Origin of the sequence: Micromonospora sp. WMMA1996 (assembly GCF_002573675.1) — a bacterium.
GTDB lineage: Bacteria > Actinomycetota > Actinomycetes > Mycobacteriales > Micromonosporaceae > Micromonospora > Micromonospora sediminicola.
The window spans coordinates 3,604,658-3,620,869 of record NZ_PDHU01000001.1; the positions used below are offsets into that span (position 1 = coordinate 3,604,658).

The window sequence follows — 16,212 nt, forward strand, 5'->3', positions numbered from 1 at the left end:
CACCTCCGGCGAGGAATGTGCCCGTTACGTCGATCCGATCCCGGTTTCCACCGCGTCGTCGATGTTCAGGTGCGACGATGGACGGCGTGGGAACCGCCAAGACCGCCATGCCTTCCATCTCGCCGCTGTCCGGCGAGCCGATCAAGCGCGCCGACGCCGAACGGCTCGCGGGGGTGCTGAAGGCGTTCGCCGACCCGGCCCGACTGCGGCTGCTCAGCCTCATCCAGTCCGCCCCGCAGGGCGAGGCGTCGGTGAGTGACCTGACCGCCCCGCTCGGGCTGTCCCAGCCGACGGTGAGTCATCACCTCCGGATCCTCACCGAGGCCGGCCTGCTGGAGCGCGAGAAGCGCGGGGTGTGGGCCTACTACCGGGTGGTCCCCGCCGCGGTCGCCGCGATCGCCGACCTGTTGACTCCGCCCCGCAAGCGGGCGACGAAAAAGGCGCGCTGAGCGAAACCGCTGGTCAGCGGTCGCTTCGACGGCCGGTGCGCCGGCCGCCGCAGGCCGGTGGCCGGCCCGCCCGGCCATGCGCCGCCGCCCGTCAGGGCTCCCCGTCCCTCCCGGAGTGTGCTCTAATTACCGGCGTCGATGTTTGCGATAACATCGGTGACCGGCAGGCCACCACCGTCGGCACTTCCGACCCCACCGCCTGCACGATCTCCGTCCCGAGATCGTGGTTCCAGCGGTTGAGTCGACGCCGCGACTGTTAGCGTTTCCATCGACGGCAATCCACCACCCGCGAGGCTTCTCGCCGGCACGGACGGTCCGGGAGCCCCGCGTACCCGAGGAGCCGTCATGGTCATCTCCCGTCTCCGGCCCGGCCGGGCCGGACGCTCCCATCCGCTCGCCGCGCCCGCCGCGGCCGACCCGGCCGCCGGCGGTCCGGGGCGACGGAGAGCCACGTCAGCCCGGTCCCGGCATCGGACCAGGCGCCGGATCGCCCTGGTCGCCAGCCTGCTCGCCCTGGTGGGGTCGTTCCCGGCGATCGCCCGGGCCGACAACCCCATCGTGCAGACGATCTACACGGCCGATCCGGCACCGCTGGTCCACAACGGCCGGGTCTACCTCTACACCGGCCACGACGAGGACAACTCGACCTGGTTCACCATGAAGGAGTGGCGGGTCTTCTCGTCCGACGACATGGTGAACTGGACCGACCACGGCTCCCCGCTCAACATCGCCAGCTTCAGCTGGGCCAAGTCCGACGCGTGGGCCGGCCAGGCGGTCTACCGCAACGGCAAGTTCTACTGGTACGTGCCGATGACGGTGCGGGCGACCGGCCAGATGGGCATCGGCGTGGCGGTCTCGGACAGCCCGACCGGCCCGTTCCGGGACGCGATCGGACGCCCGCTGGTGAGCAACGGCGAGATCGACCCCACCGTGTTCATCGACGACGACGGCCAGGCGTACCTCTACTGGGGCAACCCGCGCCTGTGGTACGTGAAGCTGAACGCGGACATGACCTCGTACTCGGGCAGCCCCACGCAGATCCCGCTGACCACGGCGGGCTTCGGCACCCGGACCGGGGACGCGAACCGGCCGACCCTCTTCGAGGAGGGGCCCTGGGTCTACAAGCGCAACGGCCTCTACTACCTGGTCTACGCGGCCAAGTGCTGCTCGGAGTTCATCGCCTATTCCACCGCGCCCGGCCCGTTGGGGCCGTGGACCTACCGCGGAACGGTGATGCCCACCCAGGGCAGCAGCTTCACCAACCACCCCGGGATCGTCGACTTCAAGGGCGGTTCGTACTTCTTCTACCACAACGGGGCACTACCGGGCGGGGGCGGCTTCACCCGCTCCGTGGCGGTGGAGAAGTTCTCCTACGGCGCGGACGGTTCCATCCCGACGATCAGCATGTCCACCGCCGGTGCCCCGCAGGTCGGCACGCTGAACCCGTACGTCCGGCAGGAGGCCGAGACGATCGCCTGGGGCTCCGGGGTGGAGACCGAGCCGAGCAGCGCCGGCGGGATGAACGTCGGGTGGATCGACAACGGGGACTACATCAAGGTCAAGGGCGTGGCTTTCGGCACCGGCGCGGCCTCGTACACCGCCCGGGTGGCCTCGGCCGCCGGCGGGGGCACCATCGAGGTCCGCCTCGACAGCGCCACCGGCACCGTGGTGGGCACCTGCCGGGTGTCCGGCACCGGGGGGTGGCAGACCTGGACCGACACCACGTGCGCGGTCAGCGGCGCCACCGGCACCCACGACCTCTACCTGCGGTTCACCGGCGGCAGCGGCTCGCTGTTCAACCTCGACCACTGGCGGTTCACCCCGACCGGCGGCGGCACGCCGACCAGCCCACCGCCGACGACCCCGCCGCCCACCACCCCGCCGCCGACCACCGACGCCTGCACCGCGAGCTACCGCACCACCAGCACCTGGTCCGGTGGCTTCCAGGGCGAGGTGACCGTCACGGCCGGCGCCGCGGCGATCAACGGTTGGACCGTGGGCTGGAGCCTGGCCGCCGGGCAGAGCGTCAGTCAGATCTGGGGCGGCACGTTGAGCACCAGCGGCTCCGCCGCAACCGTGCGCAACGTGTCCTACAACGGCTCCGTGCCCGCCGCCGGCTCGACCACGTTCGGCTTCCTGGCGAACGGCTCCCCGTCGACGCCGTCCCTGACCTGCACCAGTCCCTGAGAGGAACAGTCATGCGAACGAAGGCAGGAGCGTGGCTCGCCGCGCTGGCCATGACGGTCGCCGGCCTGCTGGTGCCGGCCGGTCCGGCGGGCGCGGAGTCCAACGGTGGGGTCCGGGTGATGCCGCTGGGTGACTCGATCACCGAGGGCACCCAGGTCCCCGGCGGCTACCGGATCGGTCTGTGGCAGCGGCTCGCCGGTGCCGGCTACCGGGTCGACCTGGTCGGTTCCCAGTTCAACGGGCCGGGCAACCTCGGCGACCACGACCACGAGGGTCACCCCGGCTGGCGGATCGACCAGATCGACGCGAACATCACCGGCTGGCTGAACAACTACCGGCCGCGCACCGTGTTGCTGCACATCGGCACCAACGACATCCTCCAGAACTACAACGTCGCCGGCGCGCCGAACCGGCTCTCCGCGCTGATCGACCGCATCACCACGACCGCGCCCGACGCCGACGTGTTCGTGGCCCAGATCATCCCGCTGGCCAACCCGGGCCAGGAGTCGGCGGTACGCACGTTCAACGCCGCCGTCCCCGGCATCGTCCAGGCCAAGGTGAACGCCGGCCGGCGCGTCCACCTGGTCGACCAGCACTCGGCGCTGACCACCGCCGACCTGATCGACGGCGTCCACCCGACCGCCACCGGCTACGACAAGATGGCCGCCGTCTGGTACCGCGCGCTCCAGTCGGTGTCCGGCAGCATCGGTACGCCGGGCAGCGGCGGGAGCACCTACCAGAACGTGCAGGTGGTGAACACCGGCTCGGGCCGGTGTCTGGACGTGCCGAACGGCAGCACCACCAACGGCACCGCGGTGCAGCTCTACGACTGCTGGGGCGGCACCCCGCAGCGCTGGACCTACACCTCCGCCAAGCAGTTGCAGGTGCTGGGCGGCAAGTGCCTGGACGCCAGCGGGCGGGGCACCGCCAACGGCACCAGCGTGATCGTCTGGGACTGCACCGGTCAGGCCAACCAGCAGTGGAACCTGAACGCGAACGGCACGATCAGCGGGGTCCAGTCGGGGCGCTGCCTGGACGCCGCCAACTACGGCACCGCCAACGGCACGCGGATCAACCTCTGGGACTGTCACGGCGGCGCCAACCAGCAGTGGAGCATCCGCGCCTGACGCGTCAGAACCGCTGGGTGTTGCGCAGCGCCACCCGCAGGTTCTCGCCGATGTCGCGGGTCAGCGGGTCGTCCGGGCCGAACGCCCGGGCGGCCCGCTCGTAGCTGGACCGCAGCAGGTCCAGCGCGGCTGCGGCGTCGCCGGCCATGAACAGCGAGACGCCGAGCGTCTTGGCGGTGGCGAGGGTCTGCGGGTGGTCCTGGCCGAGCCTGCGCCGCTGGCGGCGCAGCGTGTCCTCCAGCACCGGCAGGCCCTCGCCCCACTGGTGCATGACCACCAGCGCGCACCCGAGGTTGTAGGCGTAGACCAGCGTGACCGGGTCGCCTGCGCCCAGGCCGGCCGCGGCCCGGTGGTGAGCCTCCCGGTGCCGCTGCGCCGACTCGCCGAGCCGACGCAGGCGGAACAGCGCCGACCCCCACCGGTCCAGGGTGCGCAGCGTCTCGGGGTGGGCCGGGCCGAGCTGCCGCTCGCAGTCGGCGAACAGTGTGCGCCAGGCGCGCTCGGCGGCCGCGTACTGGCCGGCCTCGAAGAGGGCCAGGCCGGAACGCGCGCGCCGCTCCAGGTCGGCGGGGATCGGTCGAGATCGGGACGGCAGGAATCTCACGGCTCCTCCTCCGGTCGGTCACCTCGCTGCGGCCGCCCCGACTCTATCGATGAATGTCTACCCTCGGTGGCGCACCGGACACGCGCCGCCGCCGAGGTGGTCAGCCCGCCGGTGCGCCGATCGCGTCCAGCTCGGCGAGCGCGTCGGCGGGCAGGTCCAACGCCGCGCCGGCGACGTTCTCGCGCAGGTGCGCGACCGAGGACGTGCCGGGGATGAGCAGGATGTTCGGCGACCGGTGCAGCAGCCAGGCGAGCGCGACGGCCATCGGCGTGCTCCCCAACCGCTTCGCGACCCCCTCCAGGACGTCCGACTGCAAGGGCGAGAAGCCGCCCAGCGGGAAGTACGGCACGTACGCGATGCCCTGCCGGGCGGTGCTGTCGACCACCTCGTCGTCGTCGCGGTGGGCCAGGTTGTAGAAGTTCTGCACGCACACCACGGGCGCGATCGACTGCGCCTCGGCGAGCTGCTCCGCGGTGACCGTGCTCAACCCCAGGTGCCGGATCAGCCCCTGGTCACGCAGCTCGACGAGCGCGCCGAACTGTTCGGCGATCGAGCCGGGCTCGGGTGCGTCGAGGCCACCGACCCGCAGGTTCACCACGTCCAGCGCCGGCAGGTCGAGGCGACGCAGGTTGTCGTGCACCTGTCGGGTCAGCTCGGCCGGGGTGCGGGCGTGCGGCCATCCGCCCTGCTCGTCCCGGCGGGCGCCGACCTTGGTGACGATGTGCAGGTCGTCGGGGTACGGCGCGAGCGCCTCCCGGATGATCTCGTTGGTGACGTGCGGGCCGTAGAAGTCCGCCGTGTCGATGTGCCGGATGCCCAGCTCGACGGCGGTCCGCAGGACGGCGACGGCGGCGTCGCGGTCGCGGGGTGGCCCGAACACGCCCGGGCCCGCCAACTGCATGGCGCCGTAGCCGACCCGGGTGAGGGTGAGGTCCCCGACCTGGTAGGTGCCGCCGGGGAGCTTGTCGCCGGTCATGGGTTCCCTTCCGCGCGCCGGAGTCTCCGGCCGCACCCCGAACGGTGCCCGCCGGCGGCCGGCGCAACCAGGCACCACCGATCCCAGGATGGGCGGAGCCAGGACGGGCGGCTGCCGCGCATCCCCGGCGGCGGGCCCGGCCGGTCCGTACAGTGCGAAGACAGCACCGTCGCGAAGAGGAGAGCCATGTCCAAGCCGCCGCTGCCCGAGCCCGCCGTCGCCATGCTGCGCAAGCCGAACCCCGCCGTCATCGCCACCCTGCGCCCCGACGGTCAACCGGTCTCCGCGGCCACCTGGTACCTGTGGGACGACGGCCGGATCCTGGTGAACATGGACGAGGGCCGTCGCCGGCTGGGCCACCTGCGCAACGACCCCCGGGTCACCCTGACCGTGCTGGACGAGCAGGGCTGGTACACCCACCTGAGCATCATCGGGCACGTGGCCGAGCTGCGCGACGACGCGGACCTGGCGGACATCGACCGACTCGCCCGGCACTACACCGGCAACCCCTACCCGCGTCGTGAGCGGGCCCGGGTCAGCGCGCTGATCGAGGTCGACCGCTGGCACGGGTGGGGTGAGCTGAAGGACAACAGCCAGGTCGGCTGAGCCCCGGATGTCCGACCGGTGCGGAACACTGGCGGGCATGGCTGACCTGGGCGACGTGAAGGACGCACTGCACCTCTACCTGCGGGAGACCCGCGAGGATCTGATCTGGAAGCTCGACGGGCTGAGCGAACGCGACGCCCGGCTCCCCCGCACCGCGACCGGCAACAACCTGCTGGGCATCGTGAAGCACTGCCTCAACGTGGAGGCCGGCTACTTCGGGCCGACCTTCGGCCGGCAGTTCCCCACCCCCGGCGAGCTGGTCCCGATGGAGGCGTACGACGCGGATCCGCAGGCCGACTGGTACGCGCGGGAGGACGAGACCAAGGACGGTCTGATCGACCTCTACCGCCGGGTCGCGGCGTTCGCCGACGAGACGATCGGCCAGCTCCCGCTGGACGCGCCGGGGCAGGTGCCGTGGTGGCGACCCGGCCGGCAGGCCGTGACGCTGCACCGGATCATCACCCACGTCACCGTGGACCTCGCCCGGCACGCCGGCCACGCCGACATCCTGCGGGAGCAGCTCGACACGGCGATCGGCCTGCGGGAGGCCAACACCAACGTCCCCGACGAGTACGACTGGCCCGCGTACGTCGGCAGGTTGACCACCCTGGCGGACCGGTTCGCCTAGGAAATCGGCTGGCGTGCCCGGCGGGGCTGGGTCACTCTGGCGGGGTGATCCTCATCCAGCGGGTTCGGGTCCGGTGGCCGGCCGCGGCGCGCGGCGCGCCGGCCGCGAACGCCCGGCGCGGCCTCAACCAGCCGGTGGCACTGCCCCGGGAGCTGCCGGAGGCCGAGGTGGTGATCCACGACGTCCTTCTCGACGAGGCGGACGGCTACGCACCCCGGCACGAGGTGCTGGCCGGCAGCCCGGGTCGCGCGCACGCCGTCGGTCTGTGGCTCAGCCGCCGGGAGGTGACGGTCGGCGTCGACCGGCTGCCCACCTGGGCGGCCTACCCGCACCCCCGCGCGTCGACCCACCTGTTCGCGCTCGCGCCGGGTCAGGTGGGCCGCTACCGGGCCAACTTCCGGTTCACCGGCTGCTCGTGCAGCCCGAGCTGGTACTTCGAGGACTGGGTCGTGCACGTCAGCCACGGCTGGGTGCACCGTGACCACTTCGAGCGGGGCCAGCCGGAGCGCGACCTCGACCACCGCGTGCACCTCTACGGCGGGACGGGCCGCCCGGCACGCCGGCCGTGCCCGCCCGCGCTCAGCGGGGTGTCAGGAGCCCTCGTCCGGCCATGAAGGCGCGCAACGTCTCGTCGTCGCCGGCGGACATCAGCCGGCGCGGGATCACGGTGGCCGGCATCCGGCCGACGTAGACGATCCAGAACTCCGGCGTCTCCTCGACCCGGGCCACGCCGTCCCAGGCGATGCCGCCGGACTCCGAGCCGCTGCGCATCATGATGTTGTCGTCGGTGATGTCGTAGCCGCCCTCGACGGCGTAGCCGGCGGAGCGGCGTCGGGCCCGCCACCGCACCCACGGCGCGTAGAGCATCGACAGCACGCCGCCGACGAGCAGCGCCAGCCAGAGCGTCGTGAACCGGCCGCCCCACCCGGACGTCCGGGCGACGACGAGACCGAGCGCCCCGACCGCCGCCAGCACGGCGCCGATCCAGCCGAACCGGCGCAGCCGGACGCCGCTGAGCACGGCGGCCACGCGGCCCGGATAGGCGGGGTCGGCCGGGACGGCGAAGCGAATGTGCACGCCCGAACGATAACCGCCCGGCGGGCCGCGCCGGCCGCCAGGCGCACCCTGTTATCGCTCACACCTGCACTGCTCGCTGCCCCTGCGGTTGAGTATGTTATCGATAACCTGCTATCTTTTGGCGCGGGAGCGCCAGGGCACGCTCCCGGTCACCCGCCATTCGGCACGGCGCTTCGAGGCACCTGCTCTCGCCGCCCGACCGACCGGCCGGTGACCAGTCCGGGCCGATCCGCCGTTGCCAGCCGCCACAGGTGACCGCCGGACGCGTCAGGCCCCGGCCGCACGCCCACGCCTCCACGCCACCTCGCGGGCGATCCCGGCAGCGACGGACACCCCTGCGCGCACCGCCGGCACCACACCACCCACGGCACGGAGGCAAGCAATGGTGAAACGTACACAGCTCCTCTCATCCCTGGCCGCGGCGGCCGTCCTCCTCGCGGCGACCGCCGGCGCGCTGAGCGGCGGCCTCGGCGGAGCGGCGGAGGCCGCGACGAACGGCACGCTCGCGGCGACCGCGGGCTGCGGCAAGGCCCCCACGCTCACCAGCGGCACCCGCACCATCACCAGCAGCGGACAGAACCGCAGCTACATCCTGCGGATCCCGGACGGGTACGACCGGAACCGCCCCTACCGGCTGATCTTCGGTTTCCACTGGCTGAACGGCTCGGCGAACAACGTCGCCTCCGCCGGCTACTACGGGCTCCTGCCGCTGTCGAACAACAGCACGATCTTCGTGGCGCCGCAGGGCATCGACAACGGCTGGGCCAACACCAACGGCCGGGACCTGACGCTCTTCGACGACATCTCCCGCCAGGTCGAGAACGACCTCTGCGTCGACACGACCCAGCGCTTCGCGCTCGGCTGGAGCTACGGCGGGGCGATGAGCTACGCGGTCGCCTGCGCCCGACCGACGGTCGTCCGCGCGGTCACCGTGCTGTCCGGCGCCAACCTCAGCGGCTGCAACGGCGGCACCCAGCCCGTCGCCTACTTCGGCATCCACGGCATCTACGACAGCGTGCTGAACATCTCGATGGGCCGGTCCCTGCGCGACACGTTCGTCCGCAACAACGGCTGCACCGCGCAGAGCCCGCGCGAGCCGAGCCGCGGCAGCCTCACCCACGTCACCACCACCTACGCCGGCTGCCGGGCCGGATACCCCGTGCAGTGGGCCGCCTTCGACGGCGACCACACGCCCAGCCCGGTCGACGGCTCGTCCAGCCCGAACGACTCCCGGACCTGGACGTCGGCGGAGATCTGGCGGTTCTTCTCCCAGTTCGAGTCCACCACCCCGCCCACCACCACCCCGCCGACGACCACCCCGCCGACCACCACTCCCCCGACCACCACGCCGCCCACGACGCCCCCGCCGACCGGCGGCCCCTGCGCGGCCACGTACCGCAGCGTCAACACCTGGCCGGGCGGCTTCCAGGGCGAGGTCACCGTGGCCAACACCGGTACCGCCACCCTCAACGGCTGGACGGTCCGGCTGAACCTGGCCGGCGGCCAGGCCATCAGCAGCCTCTGGAGCGGCGTCAACACCGGCACCACCGGCACCGTCGCCGTCCGGAACGCGCCCTACAACGGCACGCTCGCTCCGAACGCCTCGACGACGTTCGGATTCACCGCAACCGGTGACGGCGCCACCGCGCCGAGCGGCCTGACCTGCACCAGCCCCTGAACGTGAGCCGTCCCCGGTGCCCTGCGGGCACCGGGGACGGGTCACCTACGGCTTCGCCGCCCAGAAGACGTAGACCGCGCCGTACGGCACGGCCGCCGTCGTGCCGTCGACGCAGCTGCCGGCCGGCGCCACACCCCCCGAGGTCAGCAACCGGTTGATGTACGCGACGCCGCCGAGGACACCCGCGCCGCTGTGCGAGTCCACGGTGAGCAGCAGTTCGGGGATGGTGCCCGCACGCGGGCTCTCGGCCGTCTTCTTCGCGGTGATCAGGGAACCGTCGCGCTCGGACTGCCAGCTCGGGCCCCTGAAGTGGTGCACCCGACCGCCGGTGCCGAGCAACCGCGCCTCCGGCACGGACGCGCCGGTGAACACGCCGCCGGCGCATGTGTAGGTCTGCGTTCCCTGCGTGACAACGTACGCGCCGACCAGGCGCGATCCCGCCGGCGGCCGGATCGCCGGGGCGATGAGGGGGGCCTCGGCGACCGTGGCCGTCGGGGTCGCCGCGGCGGCGGCGGTCTGGGGGGCCACCGCGCCGGTCGTCGCCAGGACGCCGGCCAGGCCGACGGCCGAGAGCGCCCGCAGGCGGGGACGAGACGTACTGAGCATGCCGTTCCTCCGTTCGGGGCGGGGGTGTCCGCGCCCATCTCCGTCCTCAACGGGAGCGGGAGGCCCATCGATCAATCCGGGCGCAGATCTGCCGGTCGCCAATCCGACAGCGCGACTCGTCCGCCGGCGACAGAGCCCGCGCGCCCGTCACGGAGCGTTCCCGTCGAGCGCCTCGTACTCGGCCGGCGGGCGCACCAGCTCCGGGTGGGACGTCCAGTAGCCCTGGCCGTGGATCTCCACCATCGCCCAGTGCCACGCCTCGTCGTGGAAGACTAGCCCTCGGTAGGGGGCGTCTCGCTCCTCGAACGGATACCGCCGCAGCGCCGCCGCCTCCGCCTGATCGGCGTCGAGGTCGCCGTAGCGCCGCATCACCCACGCGAAGCACCGGCGTTCCTCGTGCAGGTACCGGACGTACTCCTCCTCGGTCCAGTCCGCCCAGCCGATGGCCGGGGCGGAACCGGCGGCTGCGGCTGACCGGCGGTCGAGGACGGTCCGGGCCAGGGCGGCGAGGTCGGTCCGCAGGTCGTCGTCGGCCTGTCCGCCGAGGTTCCCCTCGAGACGCTCGACGAGGGCGGCGACCGCCGGGAGCAGGTCGCGCAGCCGACTGCCGTCGTGGCCCACCAGATGGAGATCGTGGATCCCCCGCTCGACGGGGATGCCGCCCTCGAGGATCCGCTCGCAGGTGTCGACCGTGACCAGCTCCACCGCGGTCGGCAGGTCGGGCTCCGGCAACCCGACCTCGGCGACGACCTCCGCCAGATGCCGGTTCGCCTCGTGCACCGACAGCGTCCGGGTCGACTCCGCCGCGAGCGCCGCCACGGCGTCGCCGCCGACCCCGACCACGAGGAGGTCGCAGGCCAGCATCACCGCCTGACGCGGGTCCGCGTCCCGGACCAGGGCGCGGGCCTGTTCGACCCGGAGCCGGCGAAGCAGCCCGTCGTCCATCAGCCGAGGCTAGTACGCCGCCCCAGATCCCCTCGCTGAGGTCAGTGACGGCACGGCGGGTCCACCTGACTGCTTTGACGATCTCGTTGGCACCTGCTAATAATTGTTGGCATGAGCAAGCAGGAGCTGACGGGAGACGCGCTCATGGGCATCCTGGGCGCCCTCGCCAGCCCGCACCGGCTGCGGGTCGTGGCGGCGCTGGCCGGTGGCCGGGCGTACGTGTCGCAGCTCGCGCGCGACCTCGGCATCAGCCGGGCACTGCTCCAGGTGCATCTGAAGAAGCTGGAACGGGCCGGACTGGTGATCGCCGACCTCGAGCTGTCACCCGACGGCAAGGCACTCAAGTTCTACCGGGCCGCACCGTTCTCACTGGTGCTCACCCCCGAGATCATCGCCGCCGCGGCGGCCTCCCTGACCACCGATCCGAAGGAGCAGTGATGGACATCGCCTCCGTCTTCCTCATCGTCGCCGGCGCGCTGGCCATCGCGGTCATCTGGCTTTTCGGCACCCGCACCATGACCGAGCAGCAGCGGCGTCACGTCGACCTGACCGAGCGCACCGAGCGCACCTTGAGCGAGGTCCGCGACCAGCTCGCCGAGCTCAACCGGCGCACCGCCGAGGTGGAACGCATCCTCAAGGACGCCGAATGAGGAACGTGCCCAACACGATCACCGCGATTCGCACCATGGTCGCGGTCGGGCTGGCGGTGACGGCCCTCGCACAGCACAGCCCGGCCCTGCTGGTGGCCGCGTACGCGACCTACTGGGTGGGCGACATCGCCGACGGCGCGGCCGCCCGCGCACTCGGGCAGGAGACCCGGGTGGGCGCCGTCTTCGACATCGTCGCCGACCGCGCCTGCACGGCCACGTGCGCCGCCGCCCTGATCGTCCTGCGGCCGGAGACCGCGCTGCCGGTGGGCGTGTTCCTCTTCCAGTTCATGGTCGTCGACCAACTGCTGAGTTTGGCGTTCCTGCGCTGGCCGCTGCTCAGCCCCAACCACTTCGCGCGTGTCGACCGGCGGATCTGGTGGTGGAACTGGTCGCCGCCGGCCAAGGCCGCCAACACCGGCGCCCTCATCGTCCTGGTCGTGCTCAGCCCGTCACCGTGGTTACCACTGACCTTCGCGCTGACGATCACCGCCGTCAAGGTCGCGTCGCTGGTCGCCGTGACCCGGCTGACGACCCCGATGCCGGCCTTCCCCACCCCGGTCAGCGGCTCGCCGTGATCGCGATCCTGGCGGCCGCGGGCGTGGGGATCGTCTCGGCCGTCCTGCCGCTCGTCCCGATCGAGCCCTACCTGATCGCCAGCACGGCCGCCGGGCACGGTCACCCGATACCCCTGGGAGTGGCCGCCGCAGCCGGTCAGACGATCGGCAAGGTCGCGCTCTTCCTGGCCTCCCGGGGCACCGTGCGGTCCGCCTGGCTGCGACGCAAGCTGGCTTCGGTACGCCGGACCGGTCGGCACCGCCGCCCACCACCGGACCGGCCGTGGCCCGCCGCGGCCCTTCTCGCGGTGAGCGCCACCACCGGCCTGCCTCCCCTGCTGGCCACCACGGTCTACTTCGGCGCGACGGCGATGCGGGTAACCGTCTTCACCGCGATCTGCCTGGCCGGTCGCGCGGCGAGGTTCGTGGCCGTGGCATATCTGCCCGGCCTCGCCTGACAACGTCCCGCCGGAACCGGTGGCGTCTTCGCCCGGGGTGTGACCCGGTGACCGGGTCACACCCCGGACACCTCAGCAGCCGATCCGGCTGGACCCGACCGCGACGTCGTCGTACCAGAGGGTGTCGGCCCCGCCGCCGTAGCTCTCCCAGCCCAGCTTCAGGTCGGTGAGCTGCGGCCGCCAGGTGCGGTTGTACCACTGGCCGTCGATGTCGTGCGTCGGTACGCCGTCGGCGGTCAGCCCCGCGACGGCGGCCCCGTCCAGCCAGGTACGGAGCTGCCCGGCCGCGCCGTCCACCATGAACTCCAGGCAGGCCCACCGGTTGGTGGGCAGCGGCACACTCTGCGCCACCCCGGCCGGGCTCTGCTCGGGCAGCGTCGCGTCGTCGGACGCGCGGTTCCACTGCAGGGCCCCGTTCTGGCCGCCCATCCGCAGGTCCTTGTTGCCGTCGGCGGCGTCGGTCATCGCGATCATCGTGGTGTGGTCGGTGGGTTGGGCGGTGGTGTGCCGGACCCAGATCCGGCCGTAGCGCACGCTGCCCAGGCCGGCGAGGTTCCGCGTCGACCGGATGAAGACGTGGTTGCAGTACCCCGCGGCGCCGGTGATCCGGATCGCCCGGCTGCCGCTGTGCGTGGTGCTCGTGTCGACTGTGGCCGTCCCGGCGCCGGAGCAGTCCGGGTTGACCACGGTCCAGTCGCCGGACGGCGTCGAGCCGGTCTGGGTCTCGAATCCGTCGCAGAGCACCGCCCCGGCGCACCCGGTCGGCGGCGGTGGCGGCTCGGTCGTGGGCGGGACGGTCGTGGGCGGGGCGCTGGTGGGCGGGGCGCTGGTGGGCGGGGCGGTGGTGGGCACCGTCGTGGTGGGCGCTCCGGTCGGCGTCGGCGCGGCGCCGTTGCACGCCACGCCGTTGAGGGTGAACCCGGTCGGCGTGCCGCCGCCGGTGCCGTACGTGCCCTGCACGCCGAACTCGGTGGAGCCGCCGGCCGGGATGCTGCCGTTGTACGACAGGTTGCGGGCGGTCACCGTGGCGCCGGACTGGCTGACCGTGGCGTTCCAGCCGTTGGTGACCCGGTCGTCCCCGGCGTACGTCCAGGTGACGGTCCACCCGGACACGGCGGTGTCGCCCGGGGAGACCTTGACGGTGGCGGTGAATCCACCGGGCCACCGGTTGGGGGTGTAGTCGACCCGGCAGCCCGGCGCGGCCGAGGCCGGGCCGGTGAGCACCGCCGTTCCGGTCGCGGCCACGGCGGCGGCCAGTGCGGCGACGACCGCCAGGGTCGGGGCGGGGCGGGCGCGGAGAATCGTCATGGGAAGTCCTTCTGCGTCGAGCGGGCGGAGGCGGCGCGGCGGCGCGCGTCCGGCGGGGACGCGGCGCGACGACGTGCCCTGGGTGCGGCGCGGCGGTGCGCCACGGCGACTGGTCGGTGCGTGCGACCGACGTGCCCGGCTCGGGGTGGACCTGTCAGCCGCCGACGGCCCGGTCACCCGGGCATCGGCGGCGCCCACCCACAATCTATTGACCGACACCTATCGAATCAAGCGGTCGGCTATTTCGGTGGACCGGCGCCGTCCGGCCGTGCCAGCCTGACCCGGAGACGGGCCGAACCGACCGACGGGAGCACGGCGATGCGAGGACTCGAAACCTTCCCGCCCATCCGGACGCGAGCTTTCGAGGACCCGTCGACCCATGCAGACCGTCAACCTCGGCATCGTCGCCCATGTCGACGCCGGTAAGACCAGCCTGACCGAACGCCTGCTGCACGCCACCGGCGCCGTCGACCGGCTCGGCAGCGTCGACGCCGGCACGACCCGGACCGACACCGGCGAGATCGAGCGCCGCCGGGGCATCACCATCCGCAGCGCGGTCGCCCCCTTCCGGGTACGCGACCGCCAGGTCAACCTGCTCGACACCCCCGGGCACAGCGACTTCGTTGCCGAGGTCGAACGCGCGCTCGGGGTGCTCGACGCGGCCGTGCTGGTGCTGTCGGCCGTGGAGGGGGTGCAGCCGCACAGCCGGCGGCTCATGCGCATCCTTCGATCGCTCCGGCTGCCCACGCTGATCTTCGTGAACAAGATCGACCGGGTGGGCGCGCGCACCGATGAGCTGGTCGCGGACGTGCGCCGGCTGCTCACCCCGGCCGTCGCCCCGCTGGGCACGGTCCGCGCGCCCGGCACTCCCGGGGCCACCGTCCGGCCCGACGATCCGGGGTACGCCGACCGCGTCGCCGAGGTCCTCGCCGAGCACGACGACGAGCTGCTGGCCGCCCTGGTGGACGACCTGCCACCCGACCCGGGCCGGATCGACGAGGCGCTGCGGGCGCAGACCGCCGCCGGGCTCGTCCACCCGCTGCTGTTCGGCTCGGCGCTGTCCGGCGCCGGCGTACCGGAGCTGCTGGACGCCGTCGCGTCCCTGCTCCCGGCGTCACCGCCGGCCGAGCCCGCGCCGAGGGCCCGGGTCTTCGCGGTGGAACACGACGCGGGCGGTGAGCGGGTGGCCTACCTGCGCTCCTACGGCGGGCAGCTGCGGGCGCGGCAGCGCGTCGTCGCGTACCGCCGGGAGCCGGACGGCCGGACCACCGCGACCCGCGCCCGGATCACCCGGCTCGACGTGGCCGGCGCGACCGCCGACCACAGCGGGCCGGCCACGCTGACCGCCGGGCACATCGCCCGGGTCACCGGCCTGACCGGGGTACGCCTCGGCGACCAGCTCGGCAGCCCGGCCGGCCTGGACGGCCGGTCGCACTTCCCCGCGCCGACAGTGGAGGCGGTGGTCCGACCCCGTGACCCGGCCCGGTCGGTGGCACTGCACGCCGCGTTGCTGGACCTCGCGGACACCGACCCGTTCCTGCGCACCCGGGTGGCCCCGGAGGGCGGCACGAGCGTGCTCCTCTACGGCGAGGTGCAGCGCGAGGTGCTGGAGGCCACGCTGGCCGAGACGTACGGGATCGAGGCGGAGTTCGGACCGGGCCGGATCGTGCACGTCGAGCGGCCGACCGGCACCGGAACGGCGGTGGAGATCATCGGGAACGGCTTCTTCGGCACCGTCGGCTTCCGGGTCGAGCCGGGCGCCGGGGTCGACTACCGGCTGGAGGTGGAACTCGGCTCGCTGCCGCTGTCGTTCCACAAGGCCATCGAGGAGGCCACCCGGGCCGCCCTCGACCAGGGCCGGTACGGCTGGCCGGTCACCGACGTCCGGGTCACCCTCACGCACAGCGGCTACTGGTCGCCGATCACCACGGCCGGGCACTTCCGGGACCTCGCGCCGTACGTCCTGATGCAGGCGCTGACCGAGGCCGGCACCCGGGTCTTCGAGCCGTGCCGTCGGTTCGAGGCGGAGGTGCCGGCCGACCGGCTCGGCCCGGTCACGTCGTACCTGGGTCGGCTCGGCACCCGGGTCGACGGCGCCGAGGAGACCGCGGCCGGCTGGCGGATCGGCGGGGTGCTGCCGGCCCGGCTCGAACCGGAGGCGCAGCGGCGGCTGCCGGACCTGTCCCGCGGGGAAGGACTGTGGTCGTCGACGTCCGGCGGCGACCGTCCGGTGTCCGGCGACCCGCCGCGCCGGCCCCGCACCGACGGCAACCCGTTCGACCGGGTGGAGTATCTGCGCTTCCTCGCCCGACGGTCCTGAGTACGCCGACTCATGCCCGTCGCACCCGGACCGTCCAGG

At 73.0% G+C, this 16,212-nt stretch carries 18 protein-coding genes; 12 read left to right on the plus strand and 6 right to left on the minus strand.

Annotated elements, in window-relative coordinates:
- Positions 1 to 77: 77 nt before the first annotated feature.
- The 3 genes from COO58_RS16405 to COO58_RS16415 all read left to right on the plus strand — a co-directional run bounded on the left by COO58_RS16405 (position 78) and on the right by COO58_RS16415 (position 3,763).
- Positions 78 to 449 (plus strand): helix-turn-helix transcriptional regulator, encoded by a 372-nt coding sequence (locus tag COO58_RS16405; RefSeq protein WP_091578905.1) that lies wholly within the window; start codon positions 78 to 80, stop codon positions 447 to 449.
- A gap of 345 nt (positions 450 to 794) precedes the next feature.
- Entirely contained in the window at positions 795 to 2,636 is a 1,842-nt protein-coding gene (locus COO58_RS16410; RefSeq protein ID WP_098745604.1) for a family 43 glycosylhydrolase, read from the plus strand.
- Between the two features lie 11 nt (positions 2,637 to 2,647).
- A complete protein-coding gene (locus tag COO58_RS16415) occupies positions 2,648 to 3,763 on the plus strand; it encodes a ricin-type beta-trefoil lectin domain protein (RefSeq protein ID WP_098745606.1) in 1,116 nt (371 codons plus the stop codon).
- Between the two features lie 4 nt (positions 3,764 to 3,767).
- On the opposite strand, the gene COO58_RS16420 is transcribed toward COO58_RS16415, so the two are convergent.
- Together COO58_RS16420 and COO58_RS16425 are read right to left on the minus strand one after the other, a co-directional pair.
- Complete coding sequence (locus COO58_RS16420; protein ID WP_091578914.1) at positions 3,768 to 4,367, minus strand: tetratricopeptide repeat protein; 600 nt, start codon at positions 4,365 to 4,367, stop codon at positions 3,768 to 3,770.
- 100 nt (positions 4,368 to 4,467) lie between these two features.
- Positions 4,468 to 5,343 (minus strand): aldo/keto reductase family oxidoreductase, encoded by an 876-nt coding sequence (locus COO58_RS16425; protein ID WP_098745607.1) that lies wholly within the window; start codon positions 5,341 to 5,343, stop codon positions 4,468 to 4,470.
- A 186-nt stretch (positions 5,344 to 5,529) separates the two neighbouring features.
- Between COO58_RS16425 and COO58_RS16430 the strand changes: the two genes are divergently transcribed.
- From COO58_RS16430 to COO58_RS16440, 3 genes are read left to right on the plus strand one after another with little or no spacing between them, the layout of a single operon-like run.
- Positions 5,530 to 5,949 (plus strand): PPOX class F420-dependent oxidoreductase, encoded by a 420-nt coding sequence (locus COO58_RS16430; RefSeq protein ID WP_091578920.1) that lies wholly within the window; start codon positions 5,530 to 5,532, stop codon positions 5,947 to 5,949.
- A 37-nt stretch (positions 5,950 to 5,986) separates the two neighbouring features.
- Positions 5,987 to 6,577: a DinB family protein gene (locus COO58_RS16435; protein WP_091583850.1), complete on the plus strand. Its 591-nt coding sequence runs from the start codon at positions 5,987 to 5,989 to the stop codon at positions 6,575 to 6,577.
- 44 nt (positions 6,578 to 6,621) lie between these two features.
- A complete protein-coding gene (locus COO58_RS16440; protein WP_245666785.1) occupies positions 6,622 to 7,191 on the plus strand; it encodes a hypothetical protein in 570 nt (189 codons plus the stop codon).
- On the opposite strand, the gene COO58_RS16445 is transcribed toward COO58_RS16440, so the two are convergent.
- On the minus strand, positions 7,157 to 7,654 hold the full coding sequence (locus COO58_RS16445; protein ID WP_091578923.1) for a YcxB family protein: 498 nt from the start codon (positions 7,652 to 7,654) through the stop codon (positions 7,157 to 7,159). The two genes, COO58_RS16440 and COO58_RS16445, sit on opposite strands and share 35 nt — an antisense overlap.
- A gap of 382 nt (positions 7,655 to 8,036) precedes the next feature.
- On the opposite strand from COO58_RS16445, the gene COO58_RS16450 reads away from it, so the two are divergent.
- On the plus strand, positions 8,037 to 9,332 hold the full coding sequence (locus tag COO58_RS16450; protein WP_091578926.1) for a cellulose binding domain-containing protein: 1,296 nt from the start codon (positions 8,037 to 8,039) through the stop codon (positions 9,330 to 9,332).
- Positions 9,333 to 9,377: 45 nt separating this feature from the next.
- Here the strand turns inward: COO58_RS16450 and COO58_RS16455 are convergent, their stop codons facing one another.
- Both COO58_RS16455 and COO58_RS30505 read right to left on the minus strand, forming a co-directional pair.
- Positions 9,378 to 9,938, minus strand: a complete 561-nt coding sequence (locus tag COO58_RS16455) for a DUF3455 domain-containing protein (RefSeq protein ID WP_098745609.1) — start codon at positions 9,936 to 9,938, stop codon at positions 9,378 to 9,380.
- Positions 9,939 to 10,085: 147 nt separating this feature from the next.
- A complete protein-coding gene (locus tag COO58_RS30505) occupies positions 10,086 to 10,883 on the minus strand; it encodes a hypothetical protein (protein WP_218012362.1) in 798 nt (265 codons plus the stop codon).
- A 111-nt stretch (positions 10,884 to 10,994) separates the two neighbouring features.
- On the opposite strand from COO58_RS30505, the gene COO58_RS16470 reads away from it, so the two are divergent.
- The 4 genes from COO58_RS16470 to COO58_RS16485 are packed head-to-tail and all read left to right on the plus strand — an operon-like array spanning position 10,995 to position 12,545.
- The gene (locus COO58_RS16470) at positions 10,995 to 11,321 is read left to right on the plus strand and encodes an ArsR family transcriptional regulator (RefSeq protein ID WP_091578932.1); all 327 of its coding nucleotides are present in this window, start codon (positions 10,995 to 10,997) and stop codon (positions 11,319 to 11,321) included.
- The gene (locus COO58_RS16475; RefSeq protein ID WP_098745610.1) at positions 11,321 to 11,533 is read left to right on the plus strand and encodes a hypothetical protein; all 213 of its coding nucleotides are present in this window, start codon (positions 11,321 to 11,323) and stop codon (positions 11,531 to 11,533) included. The genes COO58_RS16470 and COO58_RS16475 overlap by 1 nt, the downstream gene beginning before the upstream one ends.
- Positions 11,530 to 12,108: a CDP-alcohol phosphatidyltransferase family protein gene (locus COO58_RS16480; protein ID WP_091578937.1), complete on the plus strand. Its 579-nt coding sequence runs from the start codon at positions 11,530 to 11,532 to the stop codon at positions 12,106 to 12,108. Before COO58_RS16475 ends, COO58_RS16480 begins: the two co-directional genes overlap by 4 nt.
- Positions 12,105 to 12,545 (plus strand): hypothetical protein, encoded by a 441-nt coding sequence (locus COO58_RS16485; protein WP_091578940.1) that lies wholly within the window; start codon positions 12,105 to 12,107, stop codon positions 12,543 to 12,545. The genes COO58_RS16480 and COO58_RS16485 overlap by 4 nt, the downstream gene beginning before the upstream one ends.
- Before the next feature lie 72 nt (positions 12,546 to 12,617).
- On the opposite strand, the gene COO58_RS16490 is transcribed toward COO58_RS16485, so the two are convergent.
- Positions 12,618 to 13,853, minus strand: coding sequence for a cellulose binding domain-containing protein (locus tag COO58_RS16490; protein ID WP_098745612.1), 1,236 nt, complete (start codon positions 13,851 to 13,853; stop codon positions 12,618 to 12,620).
- A gap of 379 nt (positions 13,854 to 14,232) precedes the next feature.
- On the opposite strand from COO58_RS16490, the gene COO58_RS16495 reads away from it, so the two are divergent.
- Positions 14,233 to 16,173 (plus strand): GTP-binding protein, encoded by a 1,941-nt coding sequence (locus COO58_RS16495; protein ID WP_098745613.1) that lies wholly within the window; start codon positions 14,233 to 14,235, stop codon positions 16,171 to 16,173.
- Positions 16,174 to 16,212 lie beyond the last annotated feature (39 nt).

Coding starts and splice junctions, on each gene's coding strand:
- COO58_RS16405 (WP_091578905.1), top strand. CDS start 78: ATGGACGGCGTGGGAACCGCCAAGACCGCCATGCCTTCCATCTCGCCG.
- COO58_RS16410 (WP_098745604.1), top strand. CDS start 795: ATGGTCATCTCCCGTCTCCGGCCCGGCCGGGCCGGACGCTCCCATCCG.
- COO58_RS16415 (WP_098745606.1), top strand. CDS start 2,648: ATGCGAACGAAGGCAGGAGCGTGGCTCGCCGCGCTGGCCATGACGGTC.
- COO58_RS16425 (WP_098745607.1), bottom strand. CDS start 5,343: ATGACCGGCGACAAGCTCCCCGGCGGCACCTACCAGGTCGGGGACCTC.
- COO58_RS16430 (WP_091578920.1), top strand. CDS start 5,530: ATGTCCAAGCCGCCGCTGCCCGAGCCCGCCGTCGCCATGCTGCGCAAG.
- COO58_RS16435 (WP_091583850.1), top strand. CDS start 5,987: ATGGCTGACCTGGGCGACGTGAAGGACGCACTGCACCTCTACCTGCGG.
- COO58_RS16450 (WP_091578926.1), top strand. CDS start 8,037: ATGGTGAAACGTACACAGCTCCTCTCATCCCTGGCCGCGGCGGCCGTC.
- COO58_RS16455 (WP_098745609.1), bottom strand. CDS start 9,938: ATGCTCAGTACGTCTCGTCCCCGCCTGCGGGCGCTCTCGGCCGTCGGC.
- COO58_RS30505 (WP_218012362.1), bottom strand. CDS start 10,883: ATGGACGACGGGCTGCTTCGCCGGCTCCGGGTCGAACAGGCCCGCGCC.
- COO58_RS16470 (WP_091578932.1), top strand. CDS start 10,995: ATGAGCAAGCAGGAGCTGACGGGAGACGCGCTCATGGGCATCCTGGGC.
- COO58_RS16475 (WP_098745610.1), top strand. CDS start 11,321: ATGGACATCGCCTCCGTCTTCCTCATCGTCGCCGGCGCGCTGGCCATC.
- COO58_RS16480 (WP_091578937.1), top strand. CDS start 11,530: ATGAGGAACGTGCCCAACACGATCACCGCGATTCGCACCATGGTCGCG.
- COO58_RS16490 (WP_098745612.1), bottom strand. CDS start 13,853: ATGACGATTCTCCGCGCCCGCCCCGCCCCGACCCTGGCGGTCGTCGCC.
- COO58_RS16495 (WP_098745613.1), top strand. CDS start 14,233: ATGCAGACCGTCAACCTCGGCATCGTCGCCCATGTCGACGCCGGTAAG.